Genomic DNA, 19,124 nt, shown 5'->3' with positions numbered 1-19,124 from the left:
CATGATTTATTTTAGGTCATAACACCGTTCGTGCTGTAACTTTGGGGTGAGCCTGACGCTGCTGAATAGGCAGTCCATCTAAAAGCCACCGTAACTCACGTCGGCTAATCTTTAAAGGTGTAAATTCTCTGTCTGCCGGCCATTGAAATTTGCCTTTTTCCAGGCGGCGGTAATGAAGCCAGAAACCATTGTGCTCCCACTGCAAAATCTTAAGCTTGTCGCGTTTGCGATTGCAGAAAACAAAGAGATACGGAGAGAAGGGATCTAGTTCAAATCCTTCTTTGACCAGGACAGCTAACCCGTCAATGGATTTACGTAAATCTGTGCTGCCACAGGCGAGATATACTCTCTCTACACTGGCATCGTTTAGCATAATGCTTTTAAGGTCCTCACCACTTCTAAAAGAAGTGCCGGGTCAAACCCTGGCTTTACTTCTACAGTAGCTTGCCCTACCGTTATGAAAAGGTTGTTTTCTTCATAGGACTTATCGCTTATTTCTAGCGGTAGCCATTTAGACGATAGTGTTTCGGCAGCTTCTTTGGGTTCAAGTTTTTTACGCCAGTAATGTAACTGGTTGGGCTTTAAGTCATGATCTCTGCACCAGGCATTGGCACTCTGACCGCTGGCTTTAAAGGCGGATACCCGTTCTTCCCATAGTTTTCTTAGTTCTGCTCTTGTCACAGTAAAATCTTCCTCTCTTAGGATCTTTGAGGAAGATTATGACACAGCCGGACTAAGGAAACAACGTGGGTATGGTTTGACGCTTACATTAGTTGCCTCTTTTGAAATGATTTTATCGTCGTCGTAAACTTTAGACCAGTCGCCGAGGCTGTGGAGAGTGTGGACAACACGGTTTTTGTTGTCCAAGCCTTGTGCGTCAACCTGGAGCGTAGCGGAGGGTTGTCCACATGGCGGCACTATCCATCAGCCTACTTGACTTTGATATACGATATGTCTTGCTATTATTAAGCTGCCTTGCTTATCCCCAGATAGACTTCTTGAGGAGTTAGGTAGTCATGGGTTTGATGTGGTCGTTCTATATTATATTCTTGGATATATTCTCTAATACCGATCCTTAGGTCTCTAGGTGTTAGATATTCATGTGTGTAGATTTGTTCGGTTTTTAGACTTCTAAACCATCGCTCTATGATAACATTATCAATCCAACGGGCCTTGCCGTCCATGCTTTGTCTGATGTTCACGCTCTTTAAATATTCTGTGTAATCAGCGCTTGTGAACTGAGACCCCTGATCGCTGTTGATAATTTCCGGCGTGCCGTATCTGTTGATAGCTTCTTTAACTGCTGCTAACACCGGTGCGGTGTCCAAAGTATCTGATAGTTCCCAGCCTACTATGTAACGACTATACCAGTCGATGACGGCTGTTAGATACATATGACTTCTGCCCATCTTAATGTAGGTAATGTCAATGGCCCAAACCTGGTTTGCCCGATTAATATCTAGGTTTCTTAACAGGTAAGGATAGATTTTGTGCTGCTTATTACGCTTTGACAGGTTGGGTTTAGGATAGACCGCATATATTCCCATTTCGTCCATATAGCGTTTAATTAACTTACGGCCAACCTTAATGTGGTCTTCATTCTGTAGCTTTTTGCGAAGCTTCCTAACCCCTAGATATGGCATCTTGGTATGCCAGTAATCAAGCCTGTTTTTAATCATATTTTCGCGCTCTCTGTCAGGTTCTTTAGGTGTGTAATAAAAACTGGTTCTATTGATCTCAAGTAACTGGCATTGCCGATTAACCGGCAGTTTGTTATTTTTTGAAACCAGACTTATTCTCCCAGTCGACCCCAAGAACTTCTTTAGATTTTTTTTTGAGCCAGTCATTCTCAATAGTGAGTTGACCGACTTTTGCCATTAATTCGGTTCTTTCTTCGTCCAAAGCTTTTTCTTGGGCACGAAGCTCTTTTTCTTGCTTGCTTTGTGAGAACACCTGTGGTGCATTCTCTAAAAAATCTTTTTTCCAGTTGCGCAGTTGATTGGGGCTTAACTCATGTTCGGCTGCTAGTTCGCCGATCTGTTTTTCTTCTTTGAGTAGCTCCAGTACGATTTTAGTTTTGAATTCGGCTGTAAATTTTCGTCTTCCCATTTTGTATGAACCTTCTTTCTGACAGTTTTCCTGCCGTTTATTATATCAGGTTCACCTTATGGGATATCAAATAACTATTCGACATATTCACTCGGGTAAACTTCACCCTCCTAATTATTTGCCATATACCCTAATTAAATTTCTCAAAAATACGAACAATAAGGGCGATAGCTTGCTCTCTGGTGGCATTGCCTTTAGGAATAACCTTGTTGTTTCCCATTCCGCCCAAAATCCCATTGGCGTTCATAAAACCTATCGCATCAAGTGCCCAACTGGATATTTCACTTTTGTCGGCAAAATTTACTTCCCATTTTTCTTTAGCCAGAGAAGGGTCTAATGCTATTAATGTTCGGTAAAACATTACTGCAATCTGCTCTCTTGTAATGATAGCGTATGGGGCAAACTCAGTTTCACTGATACCTTTGACAATACCCAGGGAGTTAGCTTTTAAAATCTCCTGATTATTAGTGTCACTAAAATTACTATCTAAAGACTCTGCGACTGTTTTTCCTGCCAAGGCTTCATAGAGTTTAACGACAATTTCACAGAATTCTTCTCTGGTAATGTCTCGCTGGTATGAAGACAGTACCTTTTCTGTCACAAGATTGTACTGTTTCCCTTTCTCTATCTCACCTACAGCCCAGGGGGAAGGGGAGTATTCATCTTTCGGGACCATTATTCCGTTTCGAAGCTGCACTGGTTCCGCATAAAATGATTGAGTACCATTTCCTACTTGTCCATAAGTGTTACCTCCCCAAGCATATACGTTTCCATCATTGTCTAGTGCTAATTTTAATCCAGATTCCCATGCCGTATCGATTTTATGTATGTTACTGAGTATAGGTTTATTGGGGTCACCATATTCGTATCTAAATAAAGTACCATCACTCTTTACAATGTATGGATTCATTCCGGATATATCCTTTACGTCATCCATAATTTTTATTGGTTGCTGCTCTGAATCAAACTTATCCGAAACTGCATTAGCACCATAGAACGTTCCATCTGAAGTTAAGGCGTAGGTATAATGTAACCCTGTTAATCTGTTACCCAAAAGTTTAGTAACGTTTGTCGGTAGTACATAGGGCTGACCAGTATTGTTTGTCGGCACCACCCAGATGTTATCACCATTATATAGATCCTTTTCAACCTTAGGATTAGCTTCGCCAGCATGAACACTGCTGTAAATTTCCCCATCCTCTGAAACGTAAATAATTCCATCCCACATAGAGTCAAATGCTACTACATTATCAGCTTTTTTTTGAGGCGGTTTCGAAGCATACTCAGATAGGGTTTCAATCTCACCCCAAGAGTACAATGTCCCGTCATACTTTAATGCAAGAGAGTTATTTCGATTTACTTCAATGCTTTTAACCTCATCCATAACTTTGATGGGGTTAGCACTATCCTTAGTCGTATTGTCTCCCAATTTACTAGCGTAATTATCTCCCCACGCCCAAAGAGAACCATCCTCCAACAAAACAAGTCTGTGTTCAGGCGCAGCTGCAATTTCAATCGCATTGTCAAAATCAAAGACTCTAACCGGAGTATTCGAAATCAAATCCTTTTCATTTTGTATATCATCCCAGCCACGATACACTCTCCACCGATCTCCATCCGAAGCATTCTTTATTTTTCCCCATGCCCAGACCGTACCGTCATTCTTTATAGCCATCCCGTATGTTTCAGAAGCAGCAATATCCTTAACGTCACTCATTATCTTAACCGGCTGATCAACCCAATACGTTTGTCCGTTTCCAAACTGTCCGGTATTATTATAACCCATTGCCCACAGCGACCCATCAATTTTTACAGCTAACAGATGTGACCCAATTGAAGCTGTCAGTACACCATCCATTACTTTGTATGGCACATCCATACGCATATCATCACCAAATGGGCCTCCTCCAGCACGCTTCCCCCATATCCATAGGCTGCCATCATTCTTTATTGCTAACGAACTTTCGCCATTTTTTTCCGAATCCGAAGGACCATTAACTGCATCTATATATCTGACGTTCTCCATAATTTTTGTTGGAGTTTTCCCGTTTCTAGCATATCGAGAATCGACACCTACCTGCCCATCATAGTTATTTCCCCAAGCCCATAATGTCCCATCATTCTTCAATGCCAAAGTATGGCCCGACCCAGAAACAACGTGTACGACATTATCAAGAACCTCCTTTGGTTGAGCAGTCCCCTTTTCTAGACTACCCTCCCAAAACAACACTGTTCCATCCCTTTTTACTACAACTGTAAAACTATATCCCACGGACGCTGACTTAACATTATCCATAAGTTTCCTTGTATTATCATAATAATCAATTTCGTATAATTCTCCTTTTCTAGAAACAGCAACAGCTCTGCCCCCACATTCAGAAACTGAGGAAACATTACTGAGTATCTTATGGGGCTTAATTGCTGGTTCCAATGGACCGTCACGATCAACTCCCCAAGTGTATAGGTCACCATTAGAAGTTATAGCATAGTTTTTGAGGCCACCTTCAACAAAAACGGCATCCTCGAGTATTAAGATAGGCGTAGCGCTATCTATTTTGGTACCATTTCCCAACTGATTTTGCGTATTTCTACCAGCACCATAAAGTTTACCTCCAGCAGTTATATAGTAAGATACTGCAGAACCCGCATAAATTGACCTGTGCTCAACAGGCAACAGTCCATCTGCTGCTTCCACCCCTACACTTGTCCAAATAGAAAGTATTATAATAACCGCCAATCCTAACAATTTTTTCTTTATTCCCATGTTAGACCACCTTCCAAATGAATAATAAGCCAAACCCTTTTCACTAGAAACGACTCAAAAATTGTCAATACAAAAGTTTTTTGACCATAACTAGCTTCAACTAAAAGACAAAACTGCTGCCTAATCTTTCAATATACAAGGAGACACCGCCATTGCACCTCACCCGAAAATGATATGTACCATCCTTTTCAAACAAGTAAAATGATAATAGGAAAAGAAACCATTTATTTTATAAAGCCCGTGTGAGTACATATTTCACCATCCTTATTAGGCATATTTTCCCATTACCTCTCTATCTCTTTTTTCGCCCGTCCTAATTCCCCTGCAATACTTCCTTTTTTTTAAAAATATTGGTATTTAAAACCAACCGAAGGCAGCTAACCGATTATTAGACTTGCACGATTGGAGGGTTGTCGCATTCACCTGGGTAAAAATTCACATTCAACTTCCGTCCCATCAAGCAGGGTTATAATTATTTTATCTCCTTCAATCACCGTCAGCTTCTCAACCAGTTTAAAGTATAAATCCATATCAAACTCTTGCTTAGGTTTAGCTTCTTTAATAATCCTCATAAACTGCTGCGCCTTGTATCTCTCAAGTAAATCCCCGCTGTCTTGCTTCTGCCACCATTTCTCCATGAAGTAATCTTTATTCTCCAGCATGGCATTAAAGGTATTTATAAATGCCTGGTATAAAACCCCATCATCCACATGCTTGTTCTCGCAGCCTTTTTCTCCTTTAGTAGCGTACTTATTATTGCACCGCCAGACTATCCTTCTCAGGCTATCATTGGTAGAGTTCCACACCTTTCTCCCAAAGGGGCTCCCGCAATGGCCGCAGATTACCCTGCCTGCAAAGGGATTATCTATGGTGGCGTAGTCTATCTTTTTAATACCATGTTTCTCTGCAAAGGCTTTTCTTCTTTGCATCTCAAGCTGCACTGCTTCCCACATATCCTTATCGATAATGGCTGGGTGGCTTTCTTCTACATAGTACTTTGGTACTTGGCCGTTGTTCTCCGTTCTTTTCTTTGTCAGAAAATCTACCGTATAGGTCTTTTGAAGCAGGGCATCCCCCTTATATTTTTCATTACTAAGCATCTTCCTAATGCTGCTTTCATACCATTTAGCTTTTCCGTTCCAGTTAAGGACTCCCTCATCTTCAAGCTCTCTAGCTATCCGGTTTGGCCCCTTTCCATCGAGGTAATCCTTATAAATTCTCCTAACAATCTTGGCCTGTTTTTTATTAATGACAAGGTTACCGTTTTCATCTTTATCGTATCCTAAAAACTTTGTATGGTTTATATGAAGCCTGCCCTGTTCAAAGCGTCTTCTGATGCCCCATGTGGAATTTTCTGAAATGGACCGGCTTTCATCTTGTCTAATGACTTAAATATTGATACAATTTAGCGTTATTGATTTACGCTAAAAAGTTTAGGATTAACGCTAAAAGGTGCACACCCCTATCAAGGGAAATTCAATAAGCTTAAAGTTTAAGACTTCTGCCCTCAACTCTCCTATAATAGAGATTTTTTTCTTAAGTGATATGGATCAGGTGAAGTTAGTTTATTCATTTTACAATACAATTCTGTAAACCTATAGTTTCAATTTTAATACGTTGCTCATTAGTCAGTTTTGGAACCGCCCAAGCTAATAAATATTTTGGCCGAGTGCTTGCAACATATCCAAATCTTGTCGTCTCATCCTTATCATCTATCCAGTTTTCCCAATATCCCGTTTTTCCGCGTCCATCAGGTGATGAAACTAATAAGACGGCGTCATAAGAGCATCCCTTGACGGAATGAATTGTATCAATTCGAAGCTTGGTAAACTCGTCACCTGATATTACTTGTATTGATATTGACGATGTTCCAGAAGGTGTCCTTAAAGTAGCACTACCATATATTGATTTGTCAGGCCCCAATACTTGCTGTATATATTGGTCTACAATCTTTATTACTTCTTCTTTAGCGGAATGATACCAATCAGCATAAGTTTTATCATTAAACGCATTCACAACATCTGAAGCAACAAAACCATTTAAAACATCCCTTAACATCAATCGCCACTTAAATACGTCATCGAAAGTATCCGGACAAAAATAATTATCCTTTCTCCCCCTGCTTTTTAACCACTTTTGAATTTGCAATCCTATAAGTAATAGGGCTTCCTTTTTGCTCTCCTGTGTGTCAATTTTCCACAACTGAACTGCGTAAATAATAGCATGCTGTTTATGGTCTAACGTTGTGCCAGTATTAAGTTTATTTTTTAAACTTGAATTCCGTGTCAATGCAATAGCATCTTGTGGTGCTATTTGGTAGCGACGTAAAAGTTCTATGAAGAAATCAACTGCCTCTTCTTCATTCTCATATTCATAATATACCGCCGCGTTGCCACAACACAAGTCTTGCGCATGTCCGATGATATCTCGGTTAATACTTTGCAATGCGCAAGCTACGTTAACAATTTTCTGGCAACTTCTAAAGTTGTCCCTTAGATACATTGTTTCGAACCCTTTTTCGGATATTTGCTTTATCAGGTATTGTGGCTTTGCATCTTTAAAAGAATAAATGGCTTGGTTTAAATCACCAATATAGTGAATGCTACTTCCTGCATTTTTAAGTAAGCCCAACATTTCTAGTTCAATAAAAGATAAATCTTGACATTCATCTACCATAATCAACGGGAATTTTTTTGCTAGCAATTTTACGATACCACCATCTTTTAAGCAACTTTTAGCAATTAAGTTCATATCTTCAAAACTTGCAAAGCCATCGCTCCAGAATTTCTTTTTACATTCCAATATCTTGTCTTTAAAGAAATTGTATTTGAATAGATAATCTTTTTTCTTTCGCTTACGTATTTTATTGATATTTTCTTGCATTGTAGGTTGTTTATAATACTCTGAAATTTCTATACTATTACTTTCGCCAAAGTAAATGTACCACTTATTATCGCTATGTTGAAATGATATTTGATTGGCATAAATAGAACTCATTCTGGGCGGAATAGGAAAATTAAGTGTGTAATTGTTGAGCCAAGTATTATCATAAATTTTCGTACTCTTATCTATTACGGAAAAAGATTTATCTGATATTTCCCTATTCCTTTGAAAAAAAGCATATCCGAACTTTTGAGCTATATATCCGTGAATAAAACTTGCAAGAGTACCTATGTAATGCACTGTCGGAATATCACGAGGATAAAACAGCCTAACTCTTTCCTTGATTGTGTTTGCGGCTTCATTCGTGAAAGTTAAAACTGCGATTCCAGAAGACTTCTGACTCCAACGACATATTTCAAAGGCAGTTTTCATCCCAAGGACTTCTGTTTTACCACTTCCGGCACAAGCCGACAAGTATGTGCATTTACTTACAGGCGAAAGAATATAGTCTATTTGCTTTTCTGTCTTTTCACAAATTCTGCATTTATCATGTTTATTGCATTTACTATCGTTTAAAAATGTACATGTGTGTGCATCATCAGCTAAACATAGTGTCGCAGAAAGAATATTTTCCTTTTCTCTTTTAGACATTCTCTTCGATGCCTCCACAAGCCCATAATATTGCTCTCGCAATATATTCAGGTACAATATACTCTTCGTCTATAGCTTCGGCTAGTGCATATGCAAACAAGCCTTTTCCTACTTGTGAATTATCAACATGCTTATAAATGAATTTAGCATCATCACGTAACGAACATAAATCTGTATGGTAATTATTATGTTTGTCAACAATCTTTTGAAGATCAGGAGATACTGTTCCATCTGCAGTAGGCCATAGAGATTTCAATGTCTTTGCCATAACTGCTGGATTTAGCATAGCCATATCGTATTCAAACGTTTTGAGTGGCGATATAAAGAGTCTGGAATATTTATTACTATTGATATCATTAATATAATCGCATACAGAATTATTTCCTGTGACCATTTCTCCTTTTAATGGATAAGTTTCTTTATCAGGATCACGATCGCTCAAGCCTGCACAGAAGATTGGTATATTCGGTCCTGAAGAATTATCAAAATTACAAAATAATTTCATGAAATACTTGAAATTTATACCGTTGATATTGATAACCGATATGCCCATTTCTTCAATACTATTTGCTAATACTCGCTTCCCTTCAGCAACAGCTTTTCGATTATATTTTTTCAATACATTTACAGCTAATTTTGGAAGTATTAGTGCTTCAGCTATGCCCTCAACCATGATAATTCCTCGCGAAAAAAGCATGGTTGATTTTGTTACATCCAGCCACCTGTTAATATATTTTTCAGAAACAGTGTCGCCAAAAACCTTTTGCTTCAGAGTTATCGCATTAATACATTCATCCTGTTCTGAAACATGAATAATTTTATTAACGCTAACTGATGAAGCTAACACAGGTGAGTGCGTAGAAACAATAATCTGTGCGTTGTGCAAAGTATCAGACAATGTTTCGAGATATTTGATAAATTTCACTTGTAATTGCGGATGCAAATGAGCTTCTGGTTCTTCGATTAACAACGCTGTAAATATGTCTGAATCTTTGATTAATTCCAATTCAGCAAACACAGTAGCAATATAAAGGAGATTATTATACCCCAAACTATTGGTGGCCAAATCTCTGAATTTCATTATATCTATTTCGCCGATTTTCGGAAAGAATACCATTTTTATATTTTCGACTATTTTATTGAATGTTGTTTCAGTAAACTGTAAATTGACACTTTGACCAAGTTCATTTCCAAGGGATTCTTTGATTTTTGTGTTAATACTCTTTTTTACCGAATCAATCTCAGCATATTTCCCATCGGTATTTTCAGTAATGGCATCATTGAATTTTTTTACACTCTCGACAAGCGAATTAGTATTATCGCCATACTTTTTCTTTAAAAGCATGGCTAATCTCGACTTTCTGGCATTTGCTAGTTTATTTTCCGCATCACGCAATGGCGGCAAATATATACACTCAATACAGTCAAACGTATCTTCTTCAAAAATACTGGCAGATGAGTTGCCACCCCAATGTTTACGTTTGAAATAGCCAAATCGAGAGGATTTTTTCGATATCAATAAATGTAAATGTGCATTAAAATCCGCACCACACCATGTCAAAAAAGTGATTTTTTCATCTTCGGTCAAACGAGAAAATTCGGCGGTAATTTTCACCTCATCAGCACGGTTCTTTTTATCTAATTAACAATATAAGTCTCCTTCCGAAAAAGCAGTATTTGATTCTTTTTCTCTCAATAGTAGCCTAAGTGCATTAATTATTGCAGTCTTTCCAGAGCCGTTTTCGCCAACGAGAATATTTAACCCTTTATTAAGGATGACGCTTGATTCCCGATTTGTGTTTTTGTAACCTTCAATCCGTAATTTAGAAATATACATAGAATCCTCCATTACAATTTATTGAAGGTGAAGCTTTTTATAGCACAAAACATAATGTTTAAGATGGGTCTAATTCTAAGTTCTCGCTTCTTTAGCAATTCTTTCACGGTCATAATCATTCAAATGAAGAATAAAATGATAGACAGTCATATGCTTAGCTTTATCTTCAGGAATTATATGAACACTCTTAAAAACATATTGCTGTTCTAAATCCTTTACTGAAACTAATTTAAAATTATCGTCTACAAAATTGTTTAGGTTCTCCTTGATTTTATCTATAGCATCTTGCAAATTATATTTTTTGTTTATAGAAATAGTAATGCCGAAATGAAAATAATGATTTAAATAACCCAACAATTGTTTAAATTGATCTAAAAAATTTTCAATGTGTTTACTTTCAATAATGGCATAGTCTTCATCCCCATAAATATATAAGTCAGTTTCCCCTAATGTTTTAATAGCTCTTCCCATCGGAAATTCTCTTGTAATTTGTAAATCATACTTAGATTTTAGAACTTCTTCGATACTATCATGTATATCGTTGCTTATCTCGGTTTCACCACGATTACGAAATTCAACTACACGCTTTTGGAATTTACGAAGTACTTTATATAATTCAGTAATCACTCCCTTTTCAATGTTAATAGCTTCTAATTTTGTTTTTGGACTCTGGGGTAGCTGTAATTTTCCTAAGTATTGTTTTCTCAAATCTACTGGCATGAGATCTATATAATCATATAAATTTACATCTGGAAAAAACATTGAAAACAATTCTTCATTACGTAAAAACATCGTTAACATCTTACTTAATTGCGAGGGGAGAAAATCATGATCGCAGAAACAGAAATAATAATACGATTCATAATTTTGTATTTCTTTTAAAACATAATTTGTACCATCGTTAGTTAAATAATTTGGATTAGTTGATATTAGAGAAAAAAGGTCTTTGTTTATTGGATTAGGTATAAGCTCAGAGGGATTATCATTACAATCTTCCCACCATTGTAAAATAGTATATAAAAGATACTCGTATTTTGGATTTATATAATATCTAAGTTCAGGGGATAAGATTAGTTCATATAATTCATCTACAAGACATCTACATTCTTGTGGTCTACGCATTAAATAATCTCTAGGTAGAAAACCATCCATCCCGAAATCTGGATCATTATTCAGATAATCTAATAGTACTCTTACAATTACTGCTAGGTTTCCATTTACATTTTCTGTGACTTTCATATCAATACTATTGTTTTCGCCATAATCTAAGAAATCTAAAGGAATCATTAATTATCTCCCTCGTAATTGATGGAACCGGTTCTTTAAACATTTATCGGCTTCTCACTTGCAAAACTTGTGCAATTTTGCAATGAAACATCGTTAAGCTATTCTATATTTTCTTAAAAGTTTCCTGTTAATCATAAAAATTCCAAAGAAATTAAAGCTCCTTTCTTTTTTAATACACGGTATACAAACATTTCCTATGAAAGCAACCTTCCCCAAAAAACCCCTATAAAAACAAAAAAAACCCGCAAGTTCAGCACCAAGCCAACCCTGCGGGATTCTAATTTTCGTATTCAAATTCTTGTTCCGGCAAGAAAAACAACCACCGGTTTGCCATTAAGCCCGATTTCAATATGGTCAAGTGTCTTAAGCATCAATTCATATGGCATCGTTTCAATGCACCCGACTTCTTCTATCATGCACACCAGTTCCTTAGCCCTATATGCAGCCAAAGTATCGTCGCCGTTTATGGTTTGCTGCCGCTTTGGCAAAAAGCTCTCTTTATCATCAACCAGTTGGTTCCATGCTTTGATGAATTCCTTTTCTGCAATCTCTGCATAAATCCTTTGACCATTCCGGGAGGTATCCTCCCCAACCGGTTTATAGCGTCCAGCCTTGAAGTTACTGCAAATCCAGTACTTCTTTCCATAATCCTCTTTTCGCTTTGATTTTCGAAGCAAAAATGTATGTCCGCATTCTTTGCAGATGATTTTCCCGCTGAGGGGATACTCCTCACTATGCCGGTGAAACTTATTCATGTAGTGGTCTTTAGCAAACTGTTCCTGCCGCTTCATTTCAAGCTGCGCGCATTTCCATGTGTCTTTATCGATAATTGCGGGATGGGTGTTCTCAAAATAATATTGTGGCAATTCCCCTTCATTCTTCACACGCCGCTTTGTTAAATAATCTGCGTTATAAGTCTTTTGAAACCTTGTATCGCCCTTCATCTTTTCATTAGTAAGAACTTTTGTGATATGGCTTGCACACCACTCCTTCCCGCCATAAGCCATCAGTACTTTCTCTGTGGTCAGGCGCTTGGCAATCTGGAAGGTACCGAACCCGTCAAGGAACTCCTGGTAGATCCGGCGCACTACTTTGGCTTGTTCTTCATTAATGATGAGATTACCGTCTTCGTCCTTGTCATAACCCAGGAATTTACCGCTTGGAATGCTTTTGATATTACCTCTCTCATACTTTCTGCGGATGCCCCATTTAACGTTTTCTGAAATAGCAAGGCTTTCGGTTTGCGCTACTGCTGAGATCAGCGTCAAAAGCATCTCTCCTTCGCTTCTCATGGTGTGGATATTCTCCTTTTCAAAATAGACATCCACCCCGAGGGCTTTCAATTCCCTAATACAGTTAAGACAATCAAGAGTATTGCGACCGAAGCGGGAGAGGCTCTTAGTAATGATCATATCTATATGGCCATCTCTGGCGTCCTGCATCAGACGGTTAAAAGCATCGCGCTTTTTAAGGTCAGTTCCGGAGATGCCTTCATCAGCGTAAATTCCGGCAAAAGAGTAATCAGGATGTGATCTTATATAATTTTCGTAATAGGTTATTTGTGCATGATAGCTTGAAAGTTGCTCGTCACTGCCTGTTGAGACCCGGCAGTAAGCCGCAACTCTCTGTTTATTCGTTTCATTCTTCTCGCCATCCGTTGTACTGGGTAACGGGTATAAGACGGAAATCCTTCTCGGACCTCTTCTTTCTACGGAGGTCATGATTCACCTCCTCCAGAACCATAGGCTCAGTTATTGCATAATCCTTCGAAAGCGCTTCTAATATTCCATCTGCTATGCGCATCCCTATACATACGGCCTTACCTTTTTGCTGATAGGTTGCACAAATCCAGCTTACATAGCCGCCTTGATGGATGACTCTGATGAGCGATGCTCCACAGTACGGACACTTTAATAAGCCGGTAAAGGGATATTCTTTCTTTTTTCTGCCTTCACGGATGGTTTGGGCCGCCTTCCACTTTGTTCTTGGAATAATTGCCGGATGGGCATTTTCAACGTAGTACTTGGGCTTTTGCCCTTTATTTAAAACTTGCTTACCCTCCTCATTAACGAAGGCTTTTTGCATCAAACAGTCGCCGGTATATTTCTCGTTGGAGATGATACTTAAAATCCGGTGCGAACGCCATGGATTCTTAGTATAGGTAGGGACACCTTCGTCATTTAGTATCTGCGCAATCTTATACCCGGAAATAACATTTAGATAGAGATTATAAATCCGCTTGACGATTTCTGCCTGCTTTTTATTTATGACCAGACTGCCATTTTCGTCCCGGTCGTAACCCATGAGGCGATTAACGTCTACCATCGCCTCTCCGCGCTTGAATTTGTTCTGCATGGCCCATTGAACATTGGCACAGACCGACTTTCGTTCTTCTTCCGCGATGGCTGCAAGGACAGTGAGCATTAATTCTCCCTCAGCATTTATGGTGTTGATGTTCTGCTCTTCGAAGATGACACCCACACCTGCATCTTTTAATTCGCGGACATATTTAAGCAGCATTAGAGTATTCCTTGCAAATCGGGAAACCGACTTTGTAATGATAATATCTATTTCACCTGCTCTTGCTTTTTCAAGCATAGCCTTTAGGCCCGGCCGGTCTATTTTTAAGCCGGATATACCCGTGTCTGAGAAAATGCCGCAGAATTCATACGCAGGATTTGACTTTAGCTTTCGTTCATAGTATTCGGTCTGGTTTTGGAGGGAATTCATCTGCCCGGAGTGTTCAGTTGATACACGTACATAGGCACAAACTCTGATTTTTGGAGGTACGGTGAAGGGATTGAGGCTTCCTTTTATTTCAGTTATCTTTCTTTTCACCATGGTTATTCAATCCCCCATGGCAATTCAGTTCCGTCTTTAAACTGAAAAGTTATCTCTTCATTGGATTTTACAACCACTGCGTTAACAGTCGCACACCAAAGGCTCTCGTTAAACTCGGTCAGTAGTTCTTTTTGCTCTTTAAGTTGGCGGATGAAGGCGTTCATCTGATTGCGCCTGGCTTTTAAGATTGCGATTTCGCTATTAAGCTCCTGCTTCCTGTTTTGCAGCTCGTTATATCTGGTAGCAAGGGGGGTGTACCTCTTGGTGTATTCCTTCTGGTCTATTGCTGACCTTGCGTTTTCAGCAATCAGCTTTTCCACTGCCGCTTCAATGACTGTGCATTCTTCATTGATTTTTTGGCTCTCCTTCTCCTGCTTTTTGAAGTCTGTAATCGTTACAATTATTTCATTATAGGTGGATAAAATCTCATCTTTATTTTCAATAAGGCTGTTGAAGGCCTCGACAAAGGCTCGTTTCAGGACTTCTTCTTTCAGGTGAGGGGTGTTACAATAGGTTCTCTTTCTGAACTTATTATTGCACTGCCAAACGGTGTTGGCGTACTTGGTGGTGGAGTGCCATATCTTTCTGCCGTAAAATCCGCCACAGTCCCCACAAACAATCCGGCTGGCAAAGCAGTTAATGGCGCTTGTATATCTTCCTGCCGCTTTACGCCGCCTGAACTCTTCTTGAACCAGTTCATATGTCTCGGGGCTTATGATTGCCGGATGACTGTTTTCCACATAGTACTGGGGAATCTCACCCTCATTAATTTTCTTTTTCTTGGTAAGGAAATCCACTGTAAATGATTTCTGCAGCACAGCATCGCCTTTATATTTTTCATTCTGAAGGATACTCGTTACGGTACTGGGTTGCCATTTCTGTTTACCAGCAGGAGTCTTGATACCTTTCTCTGTAAGATGCTTTGCTATACCCGAAGGCGTCTTACCTTCAAGAAAGAGTTTGTAAATCAACCGGACAAACTCAGCTTCTTTTTCGACAATTTTCGGCAAGCCATCTTCACCTTTTTCGTAACCAAGGAACTGTCCGTATGGCAGGCTGACTTTACCGTCGGCAAACCGTTTGCGCTGACCCCAGGTGACATTAGCGCTTATTGACCTTGATTCTTCTTGAGCCAAGCTTGACATAATTGAGATCAATAGCTCACCCTTACTGTCTAATGTGTAGATGTTCTCCTTTTCAAAATAAACCTCCACGCCTTTTTCCTTAAGCTGTCGGACAGTAGTCAGCGTATCAACAGTGTTCCTGGCAAATCTGGACACCGACTTGGTAATAATCAGGTCGATTTCACCGGCCAGTGCGTCAGCTATCATCTTGTTGAAACCATCACGCTTTTTTGTGCTTGTAGCTGAAATACCCTCATCAGCGTAGACCTCAATGAACATCCAAGCTGGATTTGATTTGATGTGTCTAGTGTAATAATCCACCTGCGCCTCGTAGCTTGAGAGCTGTTCATCATTGTCCGTTGAAACCCTTGCGTAGGCAGCAACCCGTTTTGTTGCTGGAGTTCCGGCAGCTATGGGTGCAAAAAGTCCTGCTGTTGCCGGAATAACTTTTACTGCTCTTGCTGGATACATGAAGCTTTCCTCCTTTCCAAATATTTTAGTTGTCTCTCCCGCGCCTGTTGTCGGGCTTTCTCATTCCAGCTTTCACTACGTGATTTGTTCTGCCACTCCTTTTGGACAGTCTGGCCGTCACGAAAAACAAATACCAGAAGGTTAGAATCAATAGCCTGTATTTCCTTAATCTTTTGCTCAAAGACCGTCTCATCAAACTTCGTAAGCCCTAAAACCTCTGTAACTATCGAAAGCAGGATGTCTTCGGGGATTTGCTTGGTGTGGCAGAATGCCTTGCCGAATTTCAGGTAAGTAGAGCAGTTCCACGAAATCCGTCCGTGTGTGGTCTTGCGTTTGTAGTTTTTACCGCATACTTCTCGCATGGATTTTTTTGAATCTAGAGCAAGTATGTATGAATTATGTATGACTCTATCCATGATAGCATCTGCGATGGTAGGATCGGGGAATAGGTCATACCATTTTGTGTGAGCGATTTGCCCTGAAAGCACGGTAGCGTTTCTAGACGACCATTTTACCCCTTAAAACAGGAAAACCCCTTGTATCAAGGAGTTTTCATTGTATCAAAGTTTGAGTTTTTATTTGTCTAATGACTAAAATATTGATACAATTTAGCGATATTGATTTACGCTAAAAAGTACGGGATTAACGCAAAAAAGTACACACCCCCCGGGCGAAATTCAATAAGCTTAAGGTCTTAGAAATTCGTCCCTCAACTCTCCTAAAATAGAAGTGTTTTCTCTTCGAGTGAAAGGATTATGTGAATAAGCTTGATCTATGCAACCGAATGCACTTATCCGAGAGCTTTTCTGAAAATCAAGTTTTTCAAAACCACATAACTTCGCTGATTTTTTTTAGAATAGTGCTTCTTCAGGTTTCTATCTATTCTCATGTCCCCTTAGTCAATAACCTTTTCCCCTTAACCGTAGGTACCCAGATTAAAATCTAATCGGTATTTTTGAATGATTAACTTTTACATCGTAACCTTTATTAGTCAATTGCATTAAAAGCCTTTTTTGCTTTTTCCCATTAAAAAGCGGAGAAACTGTAATTTCACATATTGCCATTTTATCAAAAAGAGGTACAAAAATATACTTTGGAATCCCAGCGTTACTACCATATCTAAGTTCAGTTTTGGCAAATGGACTTAATGCTGTTTTATCTTCATTTAATGGTAAGTGAATTGCAAGCCTTACCTCTTTCTCATGTGAAAAATTCTTTGATTTAAAAGCACATCGCCATTTAAACAGTTCGCATGAAATTGCTAATTTAGTTTTTGATAATTGTGTATCATCTTTATGACGGTATCTATATAATGCTTGTACAAAATCTTTCAATATATCGTCTTTTTCATGGTCGTCATATTCAACAACAATTAATTCGCTTAAGAAATTTCTCTTATAAGGATGATAGTGAAAGGCTTCCTTCAATTTTAAAGAAGAAAAACCTAAGTTCCAACCCTCATATTGGCCGTTTTTAAGATAATAATTCCACATTGGTAATGAGTCTGAGAGCGTTGAAAAACAGAATATATATGTAACATATTCAGATATGCAACATTCTTTATATTCTACTCCATCTATTATTAGGGGTGGAATTGCTTTATGGATAAAAGGAAATTCCTTAAAGGGTAAAACATTAATTATTGAATTGAAATAATCTTTATCTATATTTTTGTTTTCCAATAACTGCTTACATATATTCTTATAATATTCAATTATATAACTTCCATCTGTTGTATCATTTACACAATCTATTCTTGTAAATCTTAATTCTATGTTTTCATTTTTCAAAATACCATCTACACCCTTTGGCGATGTATAATGATACTGTAATTTATCATTAGGAATAACAGAGACTGATTGGAGTAGTTCTTGTTTCAATTTAATATCTTCTATACAACTGCAATCAGAAAAGTCCATTTCTAGCCACCCTTAAAACAAATTGATCTTTTTATACTAATAGTCATTCGCATTATTACCCTAATGAGAAGTACAATATTTATATATCGTCCCCGGAATTCCTGACGTGTCCACCCCAATAGGGTGCGTAATACTAAATCCCTAAACACATCCCAAATCTGCAAGTCTTGTGAAAAAGGGCTGGAGTGCTCGTGTTATATGCCGTTCTCAGCCTAAAATTAATATCTAAACGTGATAATGATTTCTGTGATATGAATTCGTATTTATAAAACTAACTGCAAAAGTATCTGCAGCAATATTCACTAAACTTAGTAAACAATAAGACTTTTTGCATTCTTCTATCGCTTTTTCAGCATTTAATGTCGGGCTCCTTAATATCTGTTTTTTGCCGAGATCAAACTCATCATTTCCATCTAACATATACATTAAAGGTGAGAATGCATGAGTTACTTCATCTCTCCATCTCTTAATATCCCCATATCTACGTTTAGCTTCAAGTAATACTTTCCAATCATCTCTATTTTTTAGTTTAAAAGGATCTCCATCTAGAATTCGGCGTTTATTATCGCCATATTTGAGTTTTATTGAGTCAATAACATTGTTAAAATAAAAAGGAGCATCAATTATTCCATAAAACACAAAAGCTAAATATAGGCCTACACTATCCAATAAACTACAGCTTCTTACTTGAAAATCACCATAGCTTTGCCAAAAATGTTGACTAAAGTCAGCTGATTTATTTTCGATAGCAGATATATAAGGTTCTATGCTTCCAGTTTTATAAAAAAGAAGTAACATACCCATAGCACGCTCAATCTCTCTAAATCTGTACGCATTATTAAGCCACAAATTTATGAATGTCTCAAATTCATTATCTGCTATTTTTGCTTCAGCAAATATTTCATCCTCATCTTTTCCGTTTAATAACTTTTCTTTCCTATTCATAATGTCCCTAGGAATTACAAATTCACTTAACTCCTTATTAATCTGTTTGTCTAAGTTTTCAACAATCCTCTTTCTCAAATCTATTAATTCCACATTATTCACCTCATTGGTTTAATAAATATTGGAATGGCATGTAACGTCTTGGTGTTCCCGACGCCCCTGATCTTACGCTCATGGCCGGAACCGGTTTCCTGCTATCTTTATCTATTTTGTCATCTTTATTCAAACAACAATCCTTATAAATTATTCCACTACCACACGGACAGGGCTCAGTCTTTCGTATATAAATTAGT

Annotated in this window: 16 protein-coding genes and 1 pseudogene; all 17 read right to left on the bottom strand. The window is 38.3% G+C overall.

What is annotated here, in order from left to right:
• Window positions 1-16: 16 nt before the first annotated feature.
• Window positions 17-373, bottom strand: coding sequence for an IS66 family insertion sequence element accessory protein TnpB (tnpB, locus tag MFMK1_RS04195; protein ID WP_366923904.1), 357 nt, complete (start codon window positions 371-373; stop codon window positions 17-19).
• A complete protein-coding gene (tnpA, locus tag MFMK1_RS04190) occupies window positions 367-681 on the bottom strand; it encodes an IS66 family insertion sequence element accessory protein TnpA (protein ID WP_366923903.1) in 315 nt (104 codons plus the stop codon). The genes tnpB and tnpA overlap by 7 nt, the downstream gene beginning before the upstream one ends.
• A 284-nt stretch (window positions 682-965) precedes the next feature.
• Window positions 966-2,109, bottom strand: a protein-coding gene (locus MFMK1_RS04185; RefSeq protein WP_366922096.1) for an IS3 family transposase whose coding sequence is annotated in 2 segments (ribosomal slippage) — window positions 966-1,836 and window positions 1,835-2,109 — 1,146 coding nt in all. Because the reading frame shifts where the segments join, the coding sequence is not laid out codon by codon here.
• Between the two features lie 130 nt (window positions 2,110-2,239).
• Window positions 2,240-4,873 carry an RCC1 domain-containing protein gene (locus MFMK1_RS04180; RefSeq protein WP_366923902.1) on the bottom strand — a complete coding sequence of 878 codons (2,634 nt, stop codon included), beginning with the start codon at window positions 4,871-4,873 and terminating at the stop codon, window positions 2,240-2,242.
• A 419-nt stretch (window positions 4,874-5,292) separates the two neighbouring features.
• Entirely contained in the window at window positions 5,293-6,090 is a 798-nt protein-coding gene (locus tag MFMK1_RS04175) for a recombinase family protein (RefSeq protein WP_366924870.1), read from the bottom strand.
• Between the two features lie 352 nt (window positions 6,091-6,442).
• Entirely contained in the window at window positions 6,443-8,407 is a 1,965-nt protein-coding gene (locus MFMK1_RS04170) for a UvrD-helicase domain-containing protein (protein ID WP_366923901.1), read from the bottom strand.
• On the bottom strand, window positions 8,400-10,022 hold the full coding sequence (locus MFMK1_RS04165) for an ATP-dependent nuclease (RefSeq protein WP_366923900.1): 1,623 nt from the start codon (window positions 10,020-10,022) through the stop codon (window positions 8,400-8,402). The genes MFMK1_RS04170 and MFMK1_RS04165 overlap by 8 nt, the downstream gene beginning before the upstream one ends.
• 27 nt (window positions 10,023-10,049) lie before the next feature.
• Window positions 10,050-10,244 carry an AAA family ATPase gene (locus tag MFMK1_RS04160; RefSeq protein WP_366923899.1) on the bottom strand — a complete coding sequence of 65 codons (195 nt, stop codon included), beginning with the start codon at window positions 10,242-10,244 and terminating at the stop codon, window positions 10,050-10,052.
• A gap of 75 nt (window positions 10,245-10,319) precedes the next feature.
• On the bottom strand, window positions 10,320-11,531 hold the full coding sequence (locus tag MFMK1_RS04155) for a hypothetical protein (RefSeq protein ID WP_366923898.1): 1,212 nt from the start codon (window positions 11,529-11,531) through the stop codon (window positions 10,320-10,322).
• A 290-nt stretch (window positions 11,532-11,821) separates the two neighbouring features.
• Entirely contained in the window at window positions 11,822-13,252 is a 1,431-nt protein-coding gene (locus MFMK1_RS04150; RefSeq protein ID WP_366923897.1) for a recombinase family protein, read from the bottom strand.
• A complete protein-coding gene (locus MFMK1_RS04145; RefSeq protein ID WP_366923896.1) occupies window positions 13,170-14,372 on the bottom strand; it encodes a recombinase family protein in 1,203 nt (400 codons plus the stop codon). Before MFMK1_RS04145 ends, MFMK1_RS04150 begins: the two co-directional genes overlap by 83 nt.
• A 2-nt stretch (window positions 14,373-14,374) precedes the next feature.
• Window positions 14,375-15,967: a recombinase family protein gene (locus tag MFMK1_RS04140; RefSeq protein WP_366923895.1), complete on the bottom strand. Its 1,593-nt coding sequence runs from the start codon at window positions 15,965-15,967 to the stop codon at window positions 14,375-14,377.
• Window positions 15,946-16,383, bottom strand: a complete 438-nt coding sequence (locus tag MFMK1_RS04135) for a recombinase zinc beta ribbon domain-containing protein (protein WP_366924869.1) — start codon at window positions 16,381-16,383, stop codon at window positions 15,946-15,948. Before MFMK1_RS04135 ends, MFMK1_RS04140 begins: the two co-directional genes overlap by 22 nt.
• Window positions 16,384-16,455: pseudogene (locus tag MFMK1_RS04130) on the bottom strand (hypothetical protein); the annotation flags it as partial.
• Window positions 16,456-16,902: 447 nt separating this feature from the next.
• Window positions 16,903-17,886, bottom strand: coding sequence for a DUF2971 domain-containing protein (locus tag MFMK1_RS04125; protein ID WP_366923894.1), 984 nt, complete (start codon window positions 17,884-17,886; stop codon window positions 16,903-16,905).
• A gap of 225 nt (window positions 17,887-18,111) precedes the next feature.
• Window positions 18,112-18,924 carry a hypothetical protein gene (locus MFMK1_RS04120; RefSeq protein WP_366923893.1) on the bottom strand — a complete coding sequence of 271 codons (813 nt, stop codon included), beginning with the start codon at window positions 18,922-18,924 and terminating at the stop codon, window positions 18,112-18,114.
• A gap of 10 nt (window positions 18,925-18,934) precedes the next feature.
• On the bottom strand, window positions 18,935-19,114 hold the full coding sequence (locus tag MFMK1_RS04115) for an SEC-C metal-binding domain-containing protein (protein ID WP_366924868.1): 180 nt from the start codon (window positions 19,112-19,114) through the stop codon (window positions 18,935-18,937).
• Window positions 19,115-19,124 lie beyond the last annotated feature (10 nt).

Source organism: Metallumcola ferriviriculae (assembly GCF_035573695.1).
In the GTDB taxonomy this organism is placed as follows: domain Bacteria; phylum Bacillota; class JADQBR01; order JADQBR01; family JADQBR01; genus Metallumcola; species Metallumcola ferriviriculae.
Note: the sequence above shows the minus strand (reverse complement) of the source record. Positions and strands in the feature narration are given on the sequence as shown.